The organism is Streptomyces europaeiscabiei (genome assembly GCF_036346855.1).
GTDB lineage: Bacteria > Actinomycetota > Actinomycetes > Streptomycetales > Streptomycetaceae > Streptomyces > Streptomyces europaeiscabiei.
The window spans coordinates 5,050,905-5,070,825 of record NZ_CP107841.1 but is presented as its reverse complement, the minus strand read 5'-3'; the positions used below and the strand labels follow the sequence as shown (position 1 = coordinate 5,070,825).

Below are 19,921 nucleotides of genomic sequence, written 5' to 3'. Positions count from 1 at the left end.
CGATGACCACCACCCTGACCACCCCGACGACACCGACCAGCCCGGTCACCATCCCCGGACGGGCCGGGGAGCTGCTCGCCGAACTCGGCTCCCGAGCCGTCACCGGCGACCTCTACGCCGAAGCGGGCGCGCAGGTCTACCACGACGTGGCCGGCCGCAGCACCCACGAAGTACGTGAACTGACCAGCCTCGTAAGGACGTTGCCCGGCGATGTCCTCGACCTGGCGGCCGGCTCCGGGCGGCTGACCATGCCGCTGCTCGCACTGGGCCGACGGGTCACCGCCCTCGACCTCTCCCCGTACATGTTGCAGCTCCTCGAAGACCGGCTGGCCGCCGCGCCCGCCGCCCTGAGCGAGCGCTGCACGGTCGTCGAGGCCGACATGAGCGCCTTCGCGCTCGGCCGCACCTTCCCGGTGATCGTCCTCGGCACCACTTCCGTCTCGCTCCTCGACGAGCGCGGCCGGACCGGTCTCTACCGGGCCGTACGCCAGCACCTCGCGCCCGGCGGCCGGTTCCTTCTGTCGACCGTCGGCATGGACACGGACTCCGGCCAGCCAGCCGAGGCCGAACTGGTGGTGGAAGCCGAAGCCGGCCGCGCCTACCGGATGTACGAGCACTGGGCGGTCGGCGACAGCGCCCGCACGGTCACCGTCTTCCCGGCGCGGATCCCGGACGACGACAGCCCCGTCCAGGTCACCACGACCAGCGTCGGCGTGCTGCCCGCCGCCCTCCTCGAAGCCGAACTGGGCGCCGCCGGATTCGCCGTCCACGCCCGGCACCCGCTGCCGGCCGTCGGCTCCCGCCACCACGACGTACTGCTCGAAGTACTGCTCGAAACGGAGGTCACGCCATGAGTCCCGTACACACGAAGAGCACGAAGAGCACGAAGAGCACGAAGCACGCGCTGTGGCCGTCCCTCCTGGCCCCCGCCCTGCACGGCTCGGACGCGCTCTGCGCGGTCTCCGCGCACGGGGTACGGGTCCGGTACGCCGACGGCAGTGAACTCCTCGACGCCTCCAGCGGGTTGTGGAACACCAACATCGGCTACGGCAACGAAGCCATCGCCCAGGCCGCCGCGGAAGCGCTCCGCGAAGCCTCGTACCTGAGCGTCTTCCGCTACGAGAACAGCTACGCCCGTGCCGCGGCCGCCGCCCTCGTCGAGCTGTGCGGCGCCGACACCTACGGCCGGGTCCTCTTCTCGACCTCCGGCGGCGCCGCCAACGACCTGGTCATGAAGCTCGCCCGCCACTACCACGCACTGCGCGGCGAGGATCGCCGCAAACTCGTGGTCGGGCTGCGCGGCAGCTACCACGGTCTGACGTACGGCAGCTTCGCGCTGACCGGTGAGGACCTCGGACAACAGGTGTACGGCGTCGACCAGCGCCTCATCCGCCACGTCGACCCCAACGACCCGCTCGGTATCCGTACCTTGATGGAACGTCAGGGAGCCATGGTCGCGGCCGTCGTCGTCGAGCCGGTGCTCGGCTCGGGGGCGGTGCCGCTCACCGAGGAGTACGTCGAAGAACTGCTGCGGCTGCGCGAGGAGTACGGCTTCCTGCTGGTCGCCGACGAAGTGGCCACCGGCTTCGGCCGTACCGGCGACTTCTTCGCCTCCCAGCGCTGGTCCGCCCGGCCCGACCTCCTGGTGACCTCCAAGGGGCTCACCAACGGTACGAGCGCCGCCGCAGCCGTCATCGCCTCGCACACGGTCGCGGACGCCTTCGACACGGCGGGCGCCATGCTGACCCACGGCGAGACCCAGGCCGGCACCCCCGCCACCTGCGCCGCCATCCTGGCCACCATCGCCGAGATGCGCCGCCTGGACGCGGTCGCCCTCGGCCGGGCCCTGGGCGAACGGCTGGACGCGGAGCTGTCCCGGCTGGTCGACGAGCACCCCTGGGTGACGGGCACCACCGGTCTGGGCTGCTTCCGCTCGCTGCGGCTGACCACCCCGGACGGGGAACCGCTGCCACAGGCACGCGTCCCGGAACTGGTCGCCGCGATCCGTACGGCGGGCGCCATCGTGCACCCCGGCGTCCACGGCATCCAGCTCTTCCCCGCGCTGACCTACACCGACGCGGAACTGACCGAGCTGATGGACCGCATCCGCGCCGGACTGGCCCTGTTCACCGGCCAGTCGGCGCCGGCGGAAGCGCACACGGAGGTACCGGCATGAGCTACGGCCGGGGCGGACCGACCCGGGCGCTGATCGGTCCCGACGCCCTCACGGCATGGCTCCCCGACGGGGCGGGCCGCACGGCCGCCCTCCTCGTGGACAGCGCTGTCGCGACGGCGGGGATCACGGCCCTGGTACGGGACCGCCTCGGCCGGGCCCACTGGCGGACGACCCAGACACCACTGACCACCGGCCCCGGTGATCTCGGCACGGCTGCCGCGATCGCCGAAGGCCTCGCCGACAAGCTCGCCGGCATCGGCCTGGTGGTCGCCATCGGCGGCGGATCGGTGCTCGACCAGGCGAAGATCGCGGCTCTGCTGCGGGCCAACCCGGTCGCGTACACCCGCCTCACCGTGCCCCAGCGCGGCGGTCTGATGGGCCTGCCGGGCGAGGTCACCCGTACCGTCCCGCTGCTCGCCGTACCGACCACCCTCGGCACCGGCAGCGAGCTGAGCGCGGTCGCCTGCCTGGCGTACCCGCAGGGCAAGCGGCTGATCCTCGGCGGCGTACTGCGGCCGGAGGCGGCACTGCTCGATCCGTCGGCCACCGCCACACTGCCCCGCGAACTGGTCGTGGAGGGCGTCCTGGAGGCGCTGTTCCGGGCGGTCAGTCCGTACGCCGGTGACCACCGGGACGACCGCCGCACCGAGGACCGTCTGACGGAGACGGTCGCCCGGCGGCTCGTCCAACTCGGCTACGAGGCGGTACGGGAGGAAAAGCCGGGCGACGCGCTCCGCCTCGACATCGCGAAGCTCAGCGGGCTCACGCACGGTGAATGGCTGCACCAGGGCCGCGACCCGTACGCGGTCAAGGGCTGGCTCATCGCCAACGAGATGTCGTCGGCCCTGGGCGTACGGAAGATGACCGCCGTCGCCGCGCTGCTGCCGCACCTGTGGCGGGCCGTGCTCGACGGGGAGCCACGACTGGGCTCCGCGCCGCGGCTGCACCGGATGTGGGCGGGGCTGCGCGACGCCGCACCGCGGGACCGGGCGCAGGCCCTGCCCGCGGACCCGGCCGACGGGATCGAGGCCCTGATGGACGACTGGCGGGTGGGCCGGCGGCTCACCGCTGGCGGCCCGGGGCAGATCGAGGCCCTGGCCGAGCGGACCGTACGGGCCTGGGGCGCCGGGCTGCCGATGCTCGGCGGGCTCCGGGCGGAGGACGTGCGCCGCCTGCTGGACGCGGCACTGGGCGCGACCAAAACGAGCACCGTGCACCCCACGAGCACCAAGCACACCGCCCGCACCGCGCACACCGCCCGCACTGCGCATCCCGCGCACACCTGAGACTTCCGCTCCCGATCCCGGGAGCGGGCGGAAAAGAGAGCAACGGCTCTCGACACTCATGAGAAAAGGGGGAGTTCCCATGCAGGAGAACTTCGACAACAACAACTTCAGCTCCGACCTGGAGCTGGGTATGCAGGAGCTCGAGGCGATGGAGGCCCCGGGCTGGTGGACCGCCGGTGGCGTCGTCGTGGGTGCGACCGTCGTGTCGGCCGTCGGTGTCTCGACGGGCGTCGCCGTCTCGATCATCACCTGATCGGCCCGTGGTCGTGCAGCAGGAGGCCATGAAGGCCCGGCTGGTGGACCTGATTCACTCGACTCGATTCAGTCTCAACTCAACGGGAGGGGAACGGATATGAAGGACACCGTCACGCAGGAGCCGAACGGCTTCGACGCATCGCTGGAGCTGGGCATGCAGGAGCTGGAGGCCATGGAAGCCCCGGGCTTCTGGAGCGGCTTCAAGACCGGCGTCGTGATCAGCACCGTCGCCAGCGCGGTCATCGCCACCTGATCCACCTGATCCACCTGATCCACCGGATCCACCGGATCCACCGGATCCACCGGATCCACCGGATCCACCGGATCCACCGGATCCACCGGATCCACCGGATCCAGTTGATCAGCGGCGACTGAACCGCATACGGATTTCCGCGGCGGCGTCCCTGGGACCTCACAGGACCCTGGGCCGCCACCGCGGAATCCGCGCTTCGTTTTCCACCACCTCGCCCCACCAAGGAGTCCAGCATGGCCAACAGCCGAGACAAGGCAGCGGCCGAGAACAAGAACCTCGCCTTCGCCTGCGCTCTCATCCCGCTCGGCATGGCGGTCGCGACCACGCAGCTGACGGGCGGCCTCGAGATCTTCGTCATGGCCGGCCTCGGTGTCGTCATGCTGAGCTGCCTGGTCCGGATCGGTGCCAACCTCCGTAAGGCGCGCCGTTGAGTACCGCGAACGCCTCAAGCACCGGTGCCGCCCCCGTCGTCGCCCTGCGCGGCCTGACCAAGCGCTTCGGCGAGGTCACGGCGGTCGACGACCTGACGTACGAGGTGCAGCCCGGCCGGATCGTCGGCCTCCTAGGCCGCAACGGAGCAGGTAAGACCACCTCGCTGCGGATGCTCCTCGGCCTGTGCCGGCCGACCTCCGGCGAGGCGGCCGTCTTCGGCCGCCCGTACGCCGAACTGCCCCACGCCGCTCGCCGGGTGGGCGTCAGCATGGACGCCGTAGGACCGCTGCCGGGAGCCAGTGCCCGACGCGAACTCACCATCTGGGCCCGGACCCTGGGCCTGCCCAAGCAGCGCGTCGAGGAGGTCCTCGAACTGGTCGGCCTGGCCGACGGCGCGGCCTCCCGCCCCGTCAAGGGCTACTCGACCGGCATGAAGCAGCGCCTCGCGCTCGCCACCGCCCTGCTCCCCGACCCCGAACTCCTCGTCCTGGACGAGCCCGCCAACGGCCTCGACCCGGACGGCATCCGCTGGCTGCGCGGCCTGCTGCGCGGCCTGGCCGACGAGGGCCGGACCGTCCTCGTCTCCAGCCATCTGCTCTCCGAGGTGGAGCAGACCGTGGACGACGTCGTGATCATCCAGAGCTCGCTGCGGTACGCCGGTCCGCTCGACGGACTCGTCGGCGCGGGCGAAGGGGAACGCCTCGAAGACCGGTTCTTCTCCCTGGTCGGCACGGCGACGACCGCATCATCCGCTGTCGGAGGACAGAACCATGCGTAACCTGCTCGCCGGCGAATGGGCCAAGGCCTGGACCGGCCGCGGCTGGCTGATCCTGGCCGGGTGCGGCGTCCTGATGTCCCTGCTCGGTGCCCTCGGCTACGCCTCCCAGGGCGCCACGGCCATCGACGAGGGCACCATGGGCCGGGCAGCCGTCACCGATGACATCGTCCGCTCCTGGTTCATGATGTCGCTGTTCACCTCCCTCTTCGGCGCGGTCTTCGTGTCCCGCGAGTACACCTCGGGCGCCATCGGCCGCTCCGTGCTGATGAGCGGCGGCCGTACCCGCCTGCTCGCCGCCAAGGTGCTGATCGCCACCGCCGTGGGCGCCCTCGCCGCGCTGTTCACCGCCGCGCTGTCCCTCGCCTCCGCCTGGGGGGCACTCGCGGCCAACGGGACCGAGCCCGCGTGGCACGGCGAGACCTGGCTGATCCTGCTGGGCGTCTTCGCCGTCAACACGCTCGCCGCTCCCTGGGGCGCGCTGATCGGCTGGATCGTCCGGCACCAGGTCGGGGCCGTCGTGACCGTCGTCGCGCTGACCCTGGTCGTCGATCCGGCGGTGCAGGTCCTGGTGCCGGACGCCGGCAAATACCTGATGACGATCGCCCAGAGCTCCGTCTACCGGGACATGAAGCCCGAGCTGCTGTCCACGCCGCTCGCGCTGCTGGTGATCGCGGGCTGGCTCGCGGCCGCAGGGCTGCTCGCCCGGAAGCTGTTCACCGCCCGCGACGTCGTCTGAACGTCGTTCGCAGCCGCTTGACGTCGTCTGACCTTGTTCGAAGCTGCCTGGCGACATCTGTTGTTGTCCGATGCTGCCTGACGACATCTGTTGTTGTCCGATGCTGCCTGACGACATCTGATGTCGTCCGATGCCGCCTGCCCTCGTCCAACGTTCGTCCGAGCTGCCCGACGGCATCTGTTGCTGTCTGAGTCCGCCTGGCGGCCACTGACGTCGCCCGATGCCGCCCGATGCCGCCCGACGACATCCCGCGTCGTCCGAGTCCGCTGAAACCCGCCACGTCCCGCCGTCCTGAGGAGAGAACCAGGCATGTCCAGCACACCCGCCGGTGCCGTACTACTGGCCCCCGAGCGGCTGGCCCGTCCCCGCCTCGCCCCCGACGTGGTGGTCCACGAGCCGGCCGAGCCGGGTGCGCCCTGGGTGGTGCAGCGCGGCAGCCACCAGTACTTCCGCCTCCAGGAGGACCTGGCCCGCCTCGTCCGGGCCGTCGACGGCGTACGCGACCACGACGACCTGGCCGACGCCCTCGGCGCGCCCTGGACCCAGGCCGATGTCGGCTCGGCGGTGCGGACGCTCGCCGGGGCGAAGGTGCTGGACGACGGGGTGCCGAAGAAGGACCGGAGTTCCTGGTTCCGGTTCGTCCCGCCGCTCACCCTCCAGTTCACCCTCCTCAAGCCGGACCGGCTGCTGGCCCGGCTCGCCCCGCTGGTCGAGGCCGCCGCGAACCGTAAGGCCGCCCTGGTCGCCTCGGCCGTCACGATCGGCGGACTGCTCGCCCTGGCCCTCCAGACGGCCGATCTCCAGGGCGCGTTGGGGCGCCCCTTCGCGCCCCTGCTCTACCTCTGCGTGATCGGCGCGGTGCTCGCCACCACCGCCGTCCACGAGATCGGCCACGGCGCGGTCCTCACGTACTACGGCGGACGGCCGACCCGGATGGGCATGATGCTCTTCTACATGTCGCCGGCCTTCTTCTGCGACGTGTCCGACGGGTGGCGGCTGCCGCGCAAGGAACAGCGGGTACGGGTCGCACTCGCCGGAATCGCCACACAGACCGTCATCGCCGGGGGCGCCGCCCTCGCCACCCTCTTCATGGGCGACTCGGCGGCGCGCGACGGGGTCCTCGTGTACGCCGTCGTCACCTATCTCTCCGGCGTTCTCAACCTCCTGCCGTTCGTGAAGCTGGACGGCTACATCGCGCTGATGAGTCACCTCGACATCCCGCATCTGCGCGACCGGGCGATGACCGACGCCCGCAGATGGCTGGCCCGCCTGCTGGCCGGCGGCACCGGCTACCGCCGCGAACTGCCCGGCGTGCGCTGGGCGGTCCCCTTCGGCCTGCTCTGCATGACCTTCCCGCTCTACATCGTGGCGGGCGCGATCACCCTGTGGTCGGACAGCCTCCAGCGCCTCGGCGCCCTGGGCGCGCTCCTCGTGCTGTGCGGCATCGGCTACTTCCTCCACCACCTGGCGCGTGGCGTACGCCGCTTCGCTCGCGAGGCCCGTACGGCGGGCGGGCTCCCCTGGCGCCTCGGCGCGGTGCTAGCCCTCGCCGCTGCCGCCATCGCGGTACTCGGGCAGCTGGTCCAGGTCCCGTACACCGTCAACGGCGGCTATACGACGGCCAAGGACGGCCGGATCACGCTGCTCCTGCCCCCTTCCACCGACCGTTCGCTGATCGAGGCCGGTGCCCCGGTACGCCTCTACCGCGCGGGCATCGCGACCCGCGAGCAGACCGGCGCCGCGACGGTCGCCGTCGACGGGGCGGACGGCACGGACGCCATGGCCCCGCTGTCGGCCCTGATCCCGGTCCGCAGCGAGGCCCTGCCGACCCCGGCGCTCGGCCTTCCGCTGGAGACACGTGATGGGCAGGGCCGAACTCCCGCCGACGTCTCGGGCGCGGCCCAGCTGGACGCGGGCAGCCGGCCGGGCTGGGAGTGGCTCTACACCAAGTACGTCGCGCCGGCCTGGCGCTGGTAGCCGAGAAGCCGAGAAGCCGAGAAGCCGAGAAGCCGAGACGGAGAGGGACAGGAAGAACGATCATGGATCTCCGGTATGTGACTTACTGCCAGGCGGGCAACGCGTTCTACGAGGACCCGGCGACCGCCGCTGCCACCACCGAGCCCGCCGACGTCGTGGCGGAACCCCCCGCGGGCTGGACCCGGACCGTCAACAGCGACTGGGTGGTGCTGACCCCGCCGCGCACCGAACTCCCCGGCCAGGGCTGGAAGATCCATGTCTCGGCGACCCGGGACAACGCCGACCACATCCTCGACGTCGTACGCGCCTACTGCGTACGCGAGCGGCTCACCTTCAAGTACATCCGCAGCGCCAAGGTCCTGAGCCGGCGCAACAGCAAGTACGGCGACCGCGGCGCGAGCGGCAAGTTCATCACCGTCTACCCGCTGGACGAGCCCCAGCTGGAGCGGGTGCTCGTCGAGCTGGACGCCGAGATAGGCGGCGAGCCCGGCCCGTACATCCTCAGCGACCTGCGCTGGCGCTCCGGCCCGCTCTACGTCCGCTACGGCGGCTTCGTCGCACGCCTCGGCCGGGACGCGAAGGGCGACCCGGTGCACTGCATCGAGGACCCGGACGGCCGCCTCGTCCCCGATGTGCGCGGCCCCGGGTTCCGGCCGCCCGCGTGGGTGACGCTGCCGGACTGCCTCGCCGAGTCGCTGGCGGCCCGTAACGCGAGCACGATGGGCGACTTCCCGTTCCGCGCGGTCAGGGCGCTGCACTTCTCCAACGGGGGCGGCGTGTACGAGGCCGCGGACCTGCGCCAGGGCCCCGGTACCGAGGCCTCCGCCTCCGTGCTCCTCAAGGAGGCCCGCCCGCTGGCCGGCCTCGACGAGGAGGGCGCGGACGCGGTGGCCCGGCTGGAGCGGGAGCGCTGGGCGCTGGAGCGGCTGGCGGGACTGGACTGCGTACCGCCGCTGATCGACTACCGAAAAGGCCGCGAACACTACTTCCTGGCACGGGAGTTCGTGCCCGGTGCATCGCTCCATACCCGCATCCACGAGTCCAACCCACTGCTGAACCCGGATGCCGACGCCTCCCCCGGGTCGTTCGCGGCGTACACCTCGTGGGCGTTGTCCGTCATCGACCAGATCGACGCGGGCGTGCGGGCCATGCACGCCCGGGGTGTGGTCTTCGGTGATCTGCACCCCAACAACGTCCTGGTCCGGCCGGACGGCACGATCGCCTTCATCGACCTGGAGACGGCGACCCCGGTAGACGACGAGGCACCTCAGGCGATCGGCGCGCCCGGCTTCCGCGCCCCGGCCGGTTACGTGGGCGCGGCGGTCGACCGGTACGCGCTCGGCTGCCTGCGGCTCGCGGTGTTCCTGCCGCTGACGGTGGTGGTGGGCTGGGGCCGGGAGAAGACACAGCAGCTGATCGCGCTGGTGACGGAGAACTTCCCGGTACCGGCGGACTTCGCGGAGCGGGTGGCGGCGGATCTGGCGGGCCCGGAGGGCGGCGAGGCGACCGAGGCCGCCAAGGCCGACGCGGCCGACGCGCACGCTGAGACCGACGCGGACACCGAGGCGGACACCGACGCGGACACCGAGGCGGACACCGAGGCGGACACCGACGCGGACACCGAGGCGGACACCGAGGCCGCAGTGAGCGCCGAGCGCGCCGCTGCCCCGGTCTGGCCCGAGACCCTCACCCCCGCCGACTGGCCGTCCCTGCGCGCGTCACTCGCGGCCGGAATCCTGGCCACCGCGACCCCGGACCGCGAGGACCGCCTCTTCCCCGGCGACATCGCCCAGTTCACCGACCCGGGCGGCGGCCTCGACCTCGCCCACGGCGCCGCCGGAGTCCTGTGGGCGCTGGGCGGCGCGGGTACGGAGATCCCGGCCGCACACGTGGACTGGCTGACCGAGCGCGTACGCCGCTGGGCCGACCCCCGCCCCGGCTTCTACGACGGCCTGCACGGCATCGCGTACGCCCTCGACGCCCTGGGCCGTACGGTCGAGGCCCGTGAAGTCCTGGACCGTGCCCTCGCCCTGCCGCTGGACGACCTGGACGGCTCCCTCTTCGCCGGCCTCCCCGGAATCGGCCTCTCCCTGCTCCACTTCGGCCACCTCGACGCGGCCGAACGCCTCGCGGAGCTGGTCGCGGACCGTACCCCGGGCGGCTACGCGGCCCGCCCACGACCGGGCCTGCTGTACGGGGCGACGGGCGCGGCACTGTTCCTGCTGCGGCTGTACGAGAAGACGGGTGACCGGAAGCTGCTGCACGGGGCGGTGGAGGCGCTGCGTCACGACCTCGCCGAGTTGTCGGCCGGGCCGGGCATCAGCCGGATGCCGTACCTGGCGGTGGGCGGGGCGGGAGTGGCGATGGTCGTGAGCGACGTACTCCCTCATCTCCCCTTCCCCGAGCCGGAGCTGAACGACTCCTTCCCCCTCCTCCAGTCATCGGTGGCGGCCCTCTACCAAGCCCAGGCGGGCCTGTTCCAGGGCCGCGCCGGGGCGACGCTCGCCCTGCGTCACCTGCGCGACAGAACGCCGGAGCCGGAGCCGGGGTCGGAGCCGAAGTCGGTGTTGGAGCCGAAGTCGGAGACCGAGGCCGCAGTACGCCGCCACCTGGTGGCCTTCGGCTGGCACGCCATCCCGTACGCGGGCCACCCCGCCTTCCTCGGCGACCAGACCCTGCGCCTGTCGACCGACCTCGCCACCGGCACAGCGGGAGTCCTGCTCGCCCTTGACGAGGCACTGGGCTCGGGCGGGAGCCTGCCGTTCTTCCCGTCCTCCCGCCGGCGCCCCTCATGACGGGCCGCCGCGTCGTCCTGATCGAACCCCGCTCCACCGAGGCGGCCGGTGCCCCGGAACTGGCAGCCGTACGGTTCATCGCCCTGCTGCCCGAAGGCTGGGACTACGAACCGGAGTTCGCGGGCGAACGCTTCACCGTTCGCCTTCGGTGGCCCACGGACCCGGAGACGGAGACGGACCCGGAGACGGAGACGGACCCGGATCTGGGCAGGGCGCTGGACCGCATCTTCACCGACTCGTCCCTGCGAGCCTGGCGCTGGACCGACATCACGCACCGCACGTGAGGGTGCGTATGCGATGAGGGTGCTGGTTGATCAGGCGGCAGGATGAGGGTGCTGCGGTATCGGGCCCAGTGGTTGGCGGCGTGTCGGACACGGAGCCCCAGCACGGCGCCGGCTCCGGCCAGGCCTCGGAGGTCTCCGGTGGCGACACGCTCCCTCGGTGATGCCCGTCGCGACCGGCCGGCCGTACGGCCGACGCGGTGTCGTCGCGGAGGTAGGCGGCCTTGTCGGTGAGGTAGGCCACGGCGTCGTCGATGCCTTTGAGGTGGCCGACGGCGATCCCGGCCTGTTCGGCGGCCGCGGATCGAGGCGGCGATTGCCCACTCGGCGACCTGCCTACGGCCGACCCCGGCGCCGGTCAGATCGTTGACGTGGCCGCCGGCCTGGCGAACGAGCCCAGGCGCCTTGATCGTGGCCGGTTTCGCGATTCCGCGGGCGTGCGTACCGGCCGGCGCCGATACGCCTCCGAGGTCACCGGCACATCCCCCCGGACACCTCCGCCCCGCCGACAGCGCCGCGGCCTCCGCATCCGGAACCGGCCCCGCCCGGGCCGTCCGCCCGGCACCTCGGCCATCGTCTCCCGCGCGATCCGCGACCGGGACAGTTCGGCGATCCGCTTCGAGGAGCCCGCCGAAATCGCGCGGATGATCCTTGAGAACCAGGGCCAATGGGCTCCAGCTCATTGGAGGTCGGCAGACGGCGTCTGGATCAACGACGGTGGGCACTCCTACCGAAACCCCAGTAATGCCTTCGCTCTGCCCGAGGGACGCCATCTGGAGATCCTCGACGGCGGCTGGGGGAAGAAGGGCAAGCCGCTGACCCGGTCGACGAGCGGCGTGGCCGACCGCACGGCCCGTACCTGCGGGAGCTTCAAGGCGCGGACGGATCTTGTCAGCACCGACACCTGCAGCGAGTTCCCCTTCGCCGAGACGAAGGAAGGGCGAACCGACGGCGCCCAGTGCGTCGAGGTGATCCCCAACCTCGGCAACGGCGAGTGGGACACGTACGTACTCGGCAACAGCAAGAAGCTGGATCGGACCTCGCCCTGTGTGCGTGCCCATGCCACGGCCGCCGACAAGCAGTTCGCCGACGCACAGCTCACCAAGGGCTTCGCGGACCAACGGGTGATCGACGCCGACCAGTTCGAGGTGAAGTTCACTCTGCCAGACACCGGCCCGCACGCCCGCTGCCTGGACACCACGTTGCTTGGTGCGCTTCCCAACGGCAACGGGTGGATCCTGAACACCACCGAACCGGTCGCCCACGTCAACAAGACGACCACCCCGCTGGGCCCGCCCGGGCAGCGGCCGACGCAGGCACAGGCATGCCTGGACAGGACGGCTCCCGAGGGCACCGACGCACAGGGAGACATCCCGGGCTGGCAGGACGCGGAGAAATTCAAGGCTGACAACTCGCTCACCAACGGGCAGGCCCGGTGTCACCTGATTCCGAAGGTCACCGGCGGAAGGGGTATACAGGTTAATCTCGTCCCATGCTGGCAGTCAGGGATGAACACCGGCACGCCCAGCATGCGAACCTTCGAGACCATGGCGCAGAAAATGATCAGGGGCTCCTCCTCCAGTCTCGGAACGGACGACGCGGTCTTCTACCAGGTGACGCCCGTCTACAACGACGACACCAGCACGATCCCGGTGGGAGTCACGATGAACGCTAAAATCGAACAGGCGGATGGGACGACCGAGGAACTGTTCCCCAACGTCTATGTTCCCAACACCCTGAAGAACACCGGGTTGTACAACCTGGGTAACTGATTTACCGTCAGTTTGTTCCATCGGGAGCCAGCATGAGTTTCACCACCCCGCCGCGGCCGTTCGACGTGACCGCGCTCTTCCCTCAACTGGTCCCGCTGGCGCGCACGGCGACCCGGTTGCATCCCCGGCCCGGGTCTCCGTCCGTGTACGACAACTCGGTCGGCGGGCCGCTCCTGTGGCCCGCCGACGAGCCATGGCCCCACTGCGTAGAGCCGCACGACACTGAAGCGGCGGACGAGATGCACTCTCCGGACGAGATCCGGCTCCTGCGTCGCATCCGTACAGCGGCGGCCGAGCGCCGGCTCCGCGACCCCCAGGCGCCCGCGATCACGCCAGAGGAACGGGAGATCGAGCAGCGGCTCCGCGAGGGCCACCCGTGGTTCGACGGCCCGATTCCCATGATTCCCGTGGCCCAGATCTACACCCGCGACGTCCCCCTCCCGGTCAGCCCTCCCGGTGCCGATCTTCTCCAGGTTCTGTGGTGCCCTTGCGACCACGAGGAGTTTGCACACCCCCGAACCGCCCTCGTCTGGCGTTCCTCCGCCTCCGTCACCGACGTCCTCGAGGCCCCGCCCGAGCCGCCCGTGATCCAGTTCGACTGGTACCTCCCGGAGCCGTGCCTGCTCGCACCGGAACAGGTCACCGAGTACCCCAGCCCCCTGGAGCTGAGCAAGGAACTGCAGCAGCAGTTGGGCGACGTGAACCTGTGGGAGACGGCCGGATTCGCGTGGGACGGCACCGGCGCGTTGGACCCGCAGGAGTTCTACTTCCGCAACCTGTGCCACGCCCCCGGGTGGAAGACCGGCGGCTGGACCCGCTGGGGCCTCACCGACCCCATGCCGCGCCCCTGCCCCGAATGCGGCACCGAGGCGACCCCGCTCCTCACCATCGCGTCCTCGGAATGGAACTCCGGCAGCAAGAGCTGGATGCCCGACGAGGAACGGACGAACCCGACTCCGCTCCTGATCGGCACCCCGCCCTCGAACTTCACTCTTCTCGACATCGCCGGCGCCTACAGCCTGCAACTCCACGCCTGCCCGGTATCACCGGACCATCCCCACATCGAACTGGTCCAGTAACCGGCACGCCAGGAGCCGACAGGAACTTCCAGGGGACGTGTTCCGCGCTACGGCCGTCCGCAAGACGCCGAACACTCTCCGGTTCATCGGCGACGAGACCTGCCGGCGGGTGATCGGCGAACAGCTGAACATCGACAGGGGAAGACACGTCATCACTGGTGTGGGATCCCCACGCCACGCACCTCAACCGATGGAGGAGCTCAGCTCCGCTCGGTCACGAAGGCCCGTGTCCGTCGCGTCGGCCGGCCCCTCGCGGCTGGGCTGGCTGGACGCGCTGCGCGGCCTCGCCGCACTCGTCGTGGTGTTCGACCACTCCTCGTACTCCTATATGGCCGAGTTCCGGCACGAGTTGATGCCGCAGTTCAACACCAGCCGCTACGGCATCATGGTGTTCTTCCTGGTCAGCGGCTACATCATCCCTGCCTCCCTGGAACGCCGGGGCAGCGTCCGGACGTTTTGGGTCGGACGACTGTTCCGCGTGTACCCGCTGTGGGCGGTCGCCGTCACCGCTCTCCTCACCCTCGACATGCTGGGCTTCGCGCAGCGGCGTCAGTTCGACGGGCAGAGCGTCGCCGCGGTCGCCCTCGCTCATGTGACCATGCTCCAGGAGTTGCTGGACACGCCCAATCTCCTGCTCGTCCCGTGGACGCTCTCGTACGAGATGGCCTTCTATGTGCTGGTCGTGGCGCTCTTCACGGTCCGTCTGCACAAGCGGTCGGCGGCGATCTCCGCCACTCGCCGTACTCGCTGCCACGAGCGTGGCGGTGGGGGTCGCATTGCCGGCCTCCGCGGTCTCCGACACGGTCGGCAGGGGCCCACTGATCGCGTTCGCCGCCGTCACCATGCTGCTCGCCGTCTGCTGCGCGAGCGCGGCATCGCCCGCACTGCGCTTGCTCGGGGGATTGCTGGGCGGCGTACTGGCCCTCGTCCTCGTCGCCTTCAACGGCACCGTCCCCATGTGGGAGGGACTGGTCATCCTCGCCGTGATGTTCCTGGGCACCGCCGCGTACCGGGCCGAGCACGGCCAGAGCACGTGGCGGTACGCGGCGTGGACGACGGTCGTGGTGCTGTTCTGCGCCGTGGGAAGCGCGTACTGGCACGGTGACACGTCCAACTTCACCCGTCGCGGCTGGATCACGGCGTTCCTATTGGCCGTACTCACCTTCGGCGTGGGCCTGGCACTGCGCCACCGCCGGATACCGCGCCCGCTGATCTGGCTGGGAACGATCAGTTACTCGGTCTACCTGATACATCCGGTACTGCTGGCGGTGAGCGACGACAGGTTCGGGCGGTGGCGGCAGGACAGTGTGGTGGTCGAAGTGGCCTTCTACGTGGTGCTGTTGCCGGTGTGTGTGCTGACCTTTCACTGTGTAGAGGCGCCGGTACAGCGGTGGGGGCGCGGTTCCCGACCAGGTCGAGGACGTCCTCGCGGAGACACTGCTGGTGCTGTGGCGCCGCATCAAGGACGTACCGGGTCTGGTGGAGGTGAGGGCGGAGAGCGCCCCCGACGCCGTACTGCCCTGGTGCTACGGCGTGGCCCGGGGCTGCCTCGCCAACGCCCGCCGCGCGGAACGCCGTAGACGCTCGCTGCCCAGTGTCACCTGCACGGCGAGCAGGTGTTCCCGCAGGGCGAGGACCGCGTTCGTTGTGGATCCCCACGAAAGAGGTTCAGTGCCTGCTGTTGGAGGCCAACAAGCGCCGGAACAGCGCCCGTTGGATGTTGCCGCTGGCGCTGGCGCTGGCGCTGCCGCTGCCGCTGGCGCTCGGGCTTCGGCAAGGCGAGACGCTCGGACTGCGCTGGTCTGACGTCGACCTCGCCAACGAGTACCTGAAGCTGCGCCGGAACCGTCTGCGCCCCCGGTACGAGCACGGGTGCCCGGATGCCTCACCGTGCGGCCGGAAGGCGGGGTACTGCCCGGCCAAGGTGCAGGTCCGGCGCGAGACCAAGAACACCAAGTCCCGAGCGGGCCGCCGCGCCGTGCCCCTGCCGGGCCCGCTGGTCGCCATGCTCCGGGCACACGCCGAGACGCAAGAGCGCGAGCGCAAGGTGGCCGGCGACCTGTGGGCCGAGTCGGACTACGTGTTCACCAAGCCCCTGGGTGGCCCCTTGAGCCCGAACACGGACTACCACGACTGGAAGCGTCTGCTGGAAGAGGCGGGGGTTCGGGACGGTCGGCTGCACGACGCCCGGCACACGGCCGCCACTGTGCTCATGCTGCTCGGTGTCCCGGCCCGGGTCATCGATCAGATCATGGGGTGGGAGCCGGGCACCTCCGCAGGCATGCGGGCCCGGTACCTCCACGTGCCGGACGCCATGCTCAAGGACGTGGCCCGGAAGATCGCCGATGCCATCTGGGGAACCCCGGAGACACCCGCTGTGGACAAAAACCAGGACAACGAGGGCTGACGGACAACATCGAAGGGCCCCACCGTGAGGTGGGGCCCTTCGACGTATTGCCCGGTGAGAGCAATGGCGGAGGATACGAGATTCGAACTCGTGAGGGTGTGAACCCAACACGCTTTCCACATGTTCGTCCGGGGGTACGGGGATGTGCGGGAGCGTTCTGACCTGCGGTGCAGCCAACTCGGGTGGGGCTTCTGAACGATGTCGTACGGCGGTGAACGCAACCAGAACTGCAACCACCGCTGACCTACTTGCCGTGTTCCGGGCCGTACCACTGGAGGGCTTGTCCGGTCACCGCGGCGATGCACTCGAAGTCGTGATCGCGATGGAGCAGGGTGAGCCCCTGCAGCTCGGCGGTCGCGGCGACGACCAGGTCGACAGGTCCGGCACTTCGGTGTTTCCCCTGCTTGGTGAGGGCTTCCTGGACCTGCCAGGCGCGGTCGTAGGCGCGGTCGTCGACGGGAACCCAGCCGAAGATCAGCCGCATGTCCTCGATGCCGCGCGCCCGGTCGGCGGCTGACCGTGCGCTGTAGAAGAACTCGAGCTCGGTGATCGGGCAGGTCGCGATGAGTCCGGCCGCGGCGGCCTGGTCCCAGCCGTACTGTTCTGCTTCCCCGCGCATGAACCGTGCGAACGCGCTGGTGTCGATCAGGAACTGGGCCGCGTTCACCGGCGGTAGATCTCCTTGTTCTCGAACAGTTCCAGATCGAATGCGCCGTCGCCCGCCGCGGCCCGCAGCCGGGCGAGAGCCAGGGCACGACGCCGGCTCTCCAGCACCTCGCGAAGAGCGGTGTTGACGGTCTCCTTCTTGGTGTTCGTCCCGAGGGCTTTCGCCACGTCCGCGACCAGGTCGTCGTCCAGGTCGATAACCGTCCGACTCATCTACGCCTCCTGATATCAAATGTGGAGTCAAGTATATCTCGTGAGGTGCCCGCGGGGGTGGCTCGCCGGGGCACCCGGCCTTGGCCGCCGAGTCCTAGGCGGGCATCACGCCATGGATGCGGGAGAGAGTGAAGACGCGTTCCGCTTCGCGCAGGTGGCACCAGGCGTTGAGGTAGGGCGGGTCGAGTTCGAGGTCGCTGAGGGTGCGTACGGTCCGGCTGCCCGAGGTGGCGATGTACTCGACCGTGATGGCCGCACCGGCGTCGATGGCATGGGCGACCTGGCGGACGTCGCTGTACGACAAGTGCTTCGCGTATCCGGCGACGATCTCCTCGGTGTCCGTCGCGAAAGGCACCCCGCTGCCGAACGGGTCGGGTTCCGGGGCGTTCGGTGGGGCCTTGAGCAGCCGGTCGGCCAGGACGTCCACGTCCGTCCCGGCGTCGATGAGCATCTCCGAGGCGTGGGTCGCGGTGGTCCTGGGGCCGCGCCGCCCGACGTTCCCTCGCGGGGGTGGGACGGCAGCGGCGGCCCTCTGCGGCAGGCGCTTTTCGATGCGTACCGTTCCCCCGGCGGTCTCGGCGACCGGGGCGTAGCCCGCGGCACGGAGCGCGGCGAGAGTCGTCACGGGTGGGCTGCCGCTGACCAGGACCGTCGGGGCGAGCCGCCGCAGGGCGAGCTTGGACAGTGCGCGGTGGGCGGCGAGTTCGGCCAGGAGCGCGGGTTCGTCGCCGTGGATGACACAGGCCGCGGGGGCGATGCGCACCCGTCCGTGACCTCGTGCGGTGTCGGCGATGAGATAGGTCAGCGGCTGTGGCAGGGCCGTGGCGGAGCCGGCTGCCAGGTCGGCCGTGATGTCGTCCGGGGTGCGGCCGGCGTCCAGGGCCCGGCGGATACTACCGGCGCTGAAGCGCCATACCGACGCTGTGCCACTGGTCTCCCGGTCGGCCGTCGAATCCAGCAGCGCCGCGAGTCGCGCGGACGGGGTGCCGGTGACGACGGCGGTGAGGTCGGCGCCGATCCGGGCCGTCGTGGTCGCGGGGGGCAGCAGCCGCCGGGCCGTGATGTCGAGCTCTTCGTCGGTGTGGGCCGCCAGGTGCGCACCGAGCGGGGACAGCGCACCCCGTGCCAGCACGCCCAGTAGTTCGCCTTCGCGGATCACGGTGCTGAACGGTGCCGTGTCCTGGGGCGAGGCGTCGTCGGCGAGCGGACGGTGCCAGGCCACGAGCGGCCCCAGCTCCGAAGCGACCTTCGCACCCTGTCCTGCCGGGAGCCCCGCCGCCGCGATGAGCAGCCCGTGGCGGGCCTGCAGACAGCCGCCGCAGTCAGGCGCACCGGCGAGCGCGGGAAGCGCCTTGTTGTCTTCGTCGCGTGCCCGGGTGGGGGTGAGCGGCAGGTCCCGCCATGCCCGGAGCAGTACGGCGAGTTGTTCTGCGGGCTCCTGCTCGGCCCAGACGTCGTACGCCTCGGTGGGAGGTACGCGATCGCCGTCGCGGGCCAGCAGTCCGGCGGCGTACGCGGTCTCCAGGGCGATGCGTACGACGGCGTCGTCCGCTTGGGCGGCCTTGCCGAGCCGGGCCAGTTCACGCGCGCCGATCCCGCCCGACTTCAGCCGGGTCGGTGGAGCGGTCGCGCACGCCGAAAGGACGGAGGCGGCATGGGCCGCGAACGCGGTGGCGGCCACCGCGGCCTCCCGCTCCACCTCCGAGGAGGTGATGGGCACCAACTGTGTGACAGGCGGCAGAGGTTCGAACGGAGCGTGCCAATCGGGGCCCCGCAGAGCCAAGGCCACCTCGACCGGCATCCGGGCGGGCCCGTACCGGTGACGGTCCTGGAGCAGAAGCCCGCGGTCGAGTGCCCATCGGGCGCCTGGTTGGAGGTCGCGGCCAGGAGTCCCGAACACGACGAACAGTGACTGACGCGGCGTGGATCTGGCGCTCCGCTCAAGCAACTTCCGTGTGGCGGCCGGTGCCCCCGCCACCAACGCGGCGACCCGTTCCGCGTCACTGTGATGCTCCACCAGAGCCGCGAGTCGCTGCTGCTTGGTGCCGGGTGGCTTGATACCCAGGACCGCCAGCATGCCGCGCAGTTCCTCCGAGGTGGTGCCGGCCAGCAGCTCGCCCAGCGGGGCGTCAAGTCCCAGGGGTGTGCTCCACGCCTGCCGCAAGGGCGTGGGCATGCGCAGTGCCTCGTTTCCGTCCTGCCACACGAGCGCCCGATCCGACAGCGCCTCCAGGGTCGCGTCCAGCGCGTGTACCGCCGTAGGGGATCTTGAGCCGAGCAACTCCGCGAGGCTGTCCCGGGTCGCTCGTGCTCCCAGGACTGCCAGCGCCTCAGTGGCCTGCAAGCACGGCAGCGTGAGTTGGGGCAGGGCGAGTGCCACGGACCCCGGACGTTGGAGACGGTCCGCCAGTTCCCCCACCGAGCGTGGTTCCGGAGAGGAGGCTGCGTCCTTCCGATTGGCGAGTACGCGTGCCAGGCGGGAACCGTCGAGTTCGCTCAGCCAGGTCACGAGCGTCGATCGGGACTTCATGAGGGTGCACCTCGACAGACAGGGAACGTCACGGGCGGGCCGAAGCCGCTTCGGCGCCAAGGTCAAGGATGGCGCAGTTCCATGATCCGCGGATGCCGGACGAAGACAGAGTCCCGGGCACCTCCCCGCCGGGCTCGTCCCGCGGGCCCAGCCCGGCGGCAGGAGAAGATACTGGCTACCCGCTGCCGAAACATCCTTAATGGGCGGATATAAACGCAACCAAAACCGCAACCAGCGCACAGCGAAGGGCCCCACCGCGAACGGTGGGGCCCTTCGACATCGTGC

The 19,921-nt window shown here is 70.6% G+C and carries 16 protein-coding genes and 2 pseudogenes; 15 read left to right on the top strand and 3 right to left on the bottom strand.

Annotated features, from left to right (window positions below; genetic code table 11):
* Positions 1–2: 2 nt before the first annotated feature.
* From mpaM to OG858_RS22150, 15 genes and pseudogenes are all read left to right on the top strand, one after another.
* Positions 3–854, top strand: a complete 852-nt coding sequence (gene mpaM / locus OG858_RS22230) for a daptide-type RiPP biosynthesis methyltransferase (RefSeq protein ID WP_319068940.1) — start codon at positions 3–5, stop codon at positions 852–854.
* A complete protein-coding gene (gene mpaD, locus OG858_RS22225; protein ID WP_328544553.1) occupies positions 851–2,176 on the top strand; it encodes a daptide-type RiPP biosynthesis aminotransferase in 1,326 nt (441 codons plus the stop codon). The genes mpaM and mpaD overlap by 4 nt, the downstream gene beginning before the upstream one ends.
* The gene (gene mpaC / locus OG858_RS22220) at positions 2,173–3,462 is read left to right on the top strand and encodes a daptide-type RiPP biosynthesis dehydogenase (protein ID WP_256960193.1); all 1,290 of its coding nucleotides are present in this window, start codon (positions 2,173–2,175) and stop codon (positions 3,460–3,462) included. Before mpaD ends, mpaC begins: the two co-directional genes overlap by 4 nt.
* Positions 3,463–3,541: 79 nt before the next feature.
* Positions 3,542–3,715 carry a daptide-type RiPP gene (locus tag OG858_RS22215; RefSeq protein ID WP_162948415.1) on the top strand — a complete coding sequence of 58 codons (174 nt, stop codon included), beginning with the start codon at positions 3,542–3,544 and terminating at the stop codon, positions 3,713–3,715.
* Positions 3,716–3,814: 99 nt separating this feature from the next.
* Positions 3,815–3,970, top strand: coding sequence for a daptide-type RiPP (locus tag OG858_RS22210; protein ID WP_162948414.1), 156 nt, complete (start codon positions 3,815–3,817; stop codon positions 3,968–3,970).
* Between the two features lie 233 nt (positions 3,971–4,203).
* Complete coding sequence (locus OG858_RS22205) at positions 4,204–4,401, top strand: hypothetical protein (protein WP_037689383.1); 198 nt, start codon at positions 4,204–4,206, stop codon at positions 4,399–4,401.
* Positions 4,398–5,180: an ABC transporter ATP-binding protein gene (locus OG858_RS22200; protein ID WP_086746655.1), complete on the top strand. Its 783-nt coding sequence runs from the start codon at positions 4,398–4,400 to the stop codon at positions 5,178–5,180. Before OG858_RS22205 ends, OG858_RS22200 begins: the two co-directional genes overlap by 4 nt.
* The gene (locus tag OG858_RS22195; RefSeq protein WP_086746654.1) at positions 5,173–5,916 is read left to right on the top strand and encodes an ABC transporter permease; all 744 of its coding nucleotides are present in this window, start codon (positions 5,173–5,175) and stop codon (positions 5,914–5,916) included. Before OG858_RS22200 ends, OG858_RS22195 begins: the two co-directional genes overlap by 8 nt.
* 309 nt (positions 5,917–6,225) lie before the next feature.
* A complete protein-coding gene (gene mpaP / locus OG858_RS22190) occupies positions 6,226–7,893 on the top strand; it encodes a daptide biosynthesis intramembrane metalloprotease (protein WP_086746653.1) in 1,668 nt (555 codons plus the stop codon).
* A gap of 62 nt (positions 7,894–7,955) precedes the next feature.
* Positions 7,956–10,688 carry a class III lanthionine synthetase LanKC gene (gene lanKC / locus OG858_RS22185; protein WP_328544554.1) on the top strand — a complete coding sequence of 911 codons (2,733 nt, stop codon included), beginning with the start codon at positions 7,956–7,958 and terminating at the stop codon, positions 10,686–10,688.
* On the top strand, positions 10,685–10,972 hold the full coding sequence (locus tag OG858_RS22180) for a hypothetical protein (protein WP_328544555.1): 288 nt from the start codon (positions 10,685–10,687) through the stop codon (positions 10,970–10,972). The genes lanKC and OG858_RS22180 overlap by 4 nt, the downstream gene beginning before the upstream one ends.
* A 434-nt stretch (positions 10,973–11,406) precedes the next feature.
* Positions 11,407–12,741, top strand: a complete 1,335-nt coding sequence (locus tag OG858_RS22175; RefSeq protein ID WP_327724394.1) for a DNA/RNA non-specific endonuclease — start codon at positions 11,407–11,409, stop codon at positions 12,739–12,741.
* A 32-nt stretch (positions 12,742–12,773) separates the two neighbouring features.
* Entirely contained in the window at positions 12,774–13,820 is a 1,047-nt protein-coding gene (locus tag OG858_RS22170; protein WP_328544556.1) for a hypothetical protein, read from the top strand.
* Between the two features lie 274 nt (positions 13,821–14,094).
* A pseudogene (locus OG858_RS48185) lies at positions 14,095–15,220 on the top strand (acyltransferase family protein); the annotation flags it as partial.
* 260 nt (positions 15,221–15,480) lie between these two features.
* A pseudogene (locus OG858_RS22150) lies at positions 15,481–16,227 on the top strand (tyrosine-type recombinase/integrase); the annotation flags it as partial.
* A gap of 244 nt (positions 16,228–16,471) precedes the next feature.
* On the opposite strand, the gene OG858_RS22145 reads toward OG858_RS22150, so the two are convergent.
* The 3 genes from OG858_RS22145 to OG858_RS22135 all read right to left on the bottom strand — a co-directional run bounded on the left by OG858_RS22145 (position 16,472) and on the right by OG858_RS22135 (position 19,636).
* Positions 16,472–16,894: a PIN domain nuclease gene (locus tag OG858_RS22145; protein ID WP_086746650.1), complete on the bottom strand. Its 423-nt coding sequence runs from the start codon at positions 16,892–16,894 to the stop codon at positions 16,472–16,474.
* On the bottom strand, positions 16,891–17,106 hold the full coding sequence (locus OG858_RS22140; RefSeq protein ID WP_327724392.1) for a type II toxin-antitoxin system VapB family antitoxin: 216 nt from the start codon (positions 17,104–17,106) through the stop codon (positions 16,891–16,893). Before OG858_RS22140 ends, OG858_RS22145 begins: the two co-directional genes overlap by 4 nt.
* A gap of 94 nt (positions 17,107–17,200) precedes the next feature.
* The gene (locus OG858_RS22135) at positions 17,201–19,636 is read right to left on the bottom strand and encodes a helicase-associated domain-containing protein (RefSeq protein ID WP_328544557.1); all 2,436 of its coding nucleotides are present in this window, start codon (positions 19,634–19,636) and stop codon (positions 17,201–17,203) included.
* Between the last annotated feature and the right edge of the window lie 285 nt (positions 19,637–19,921).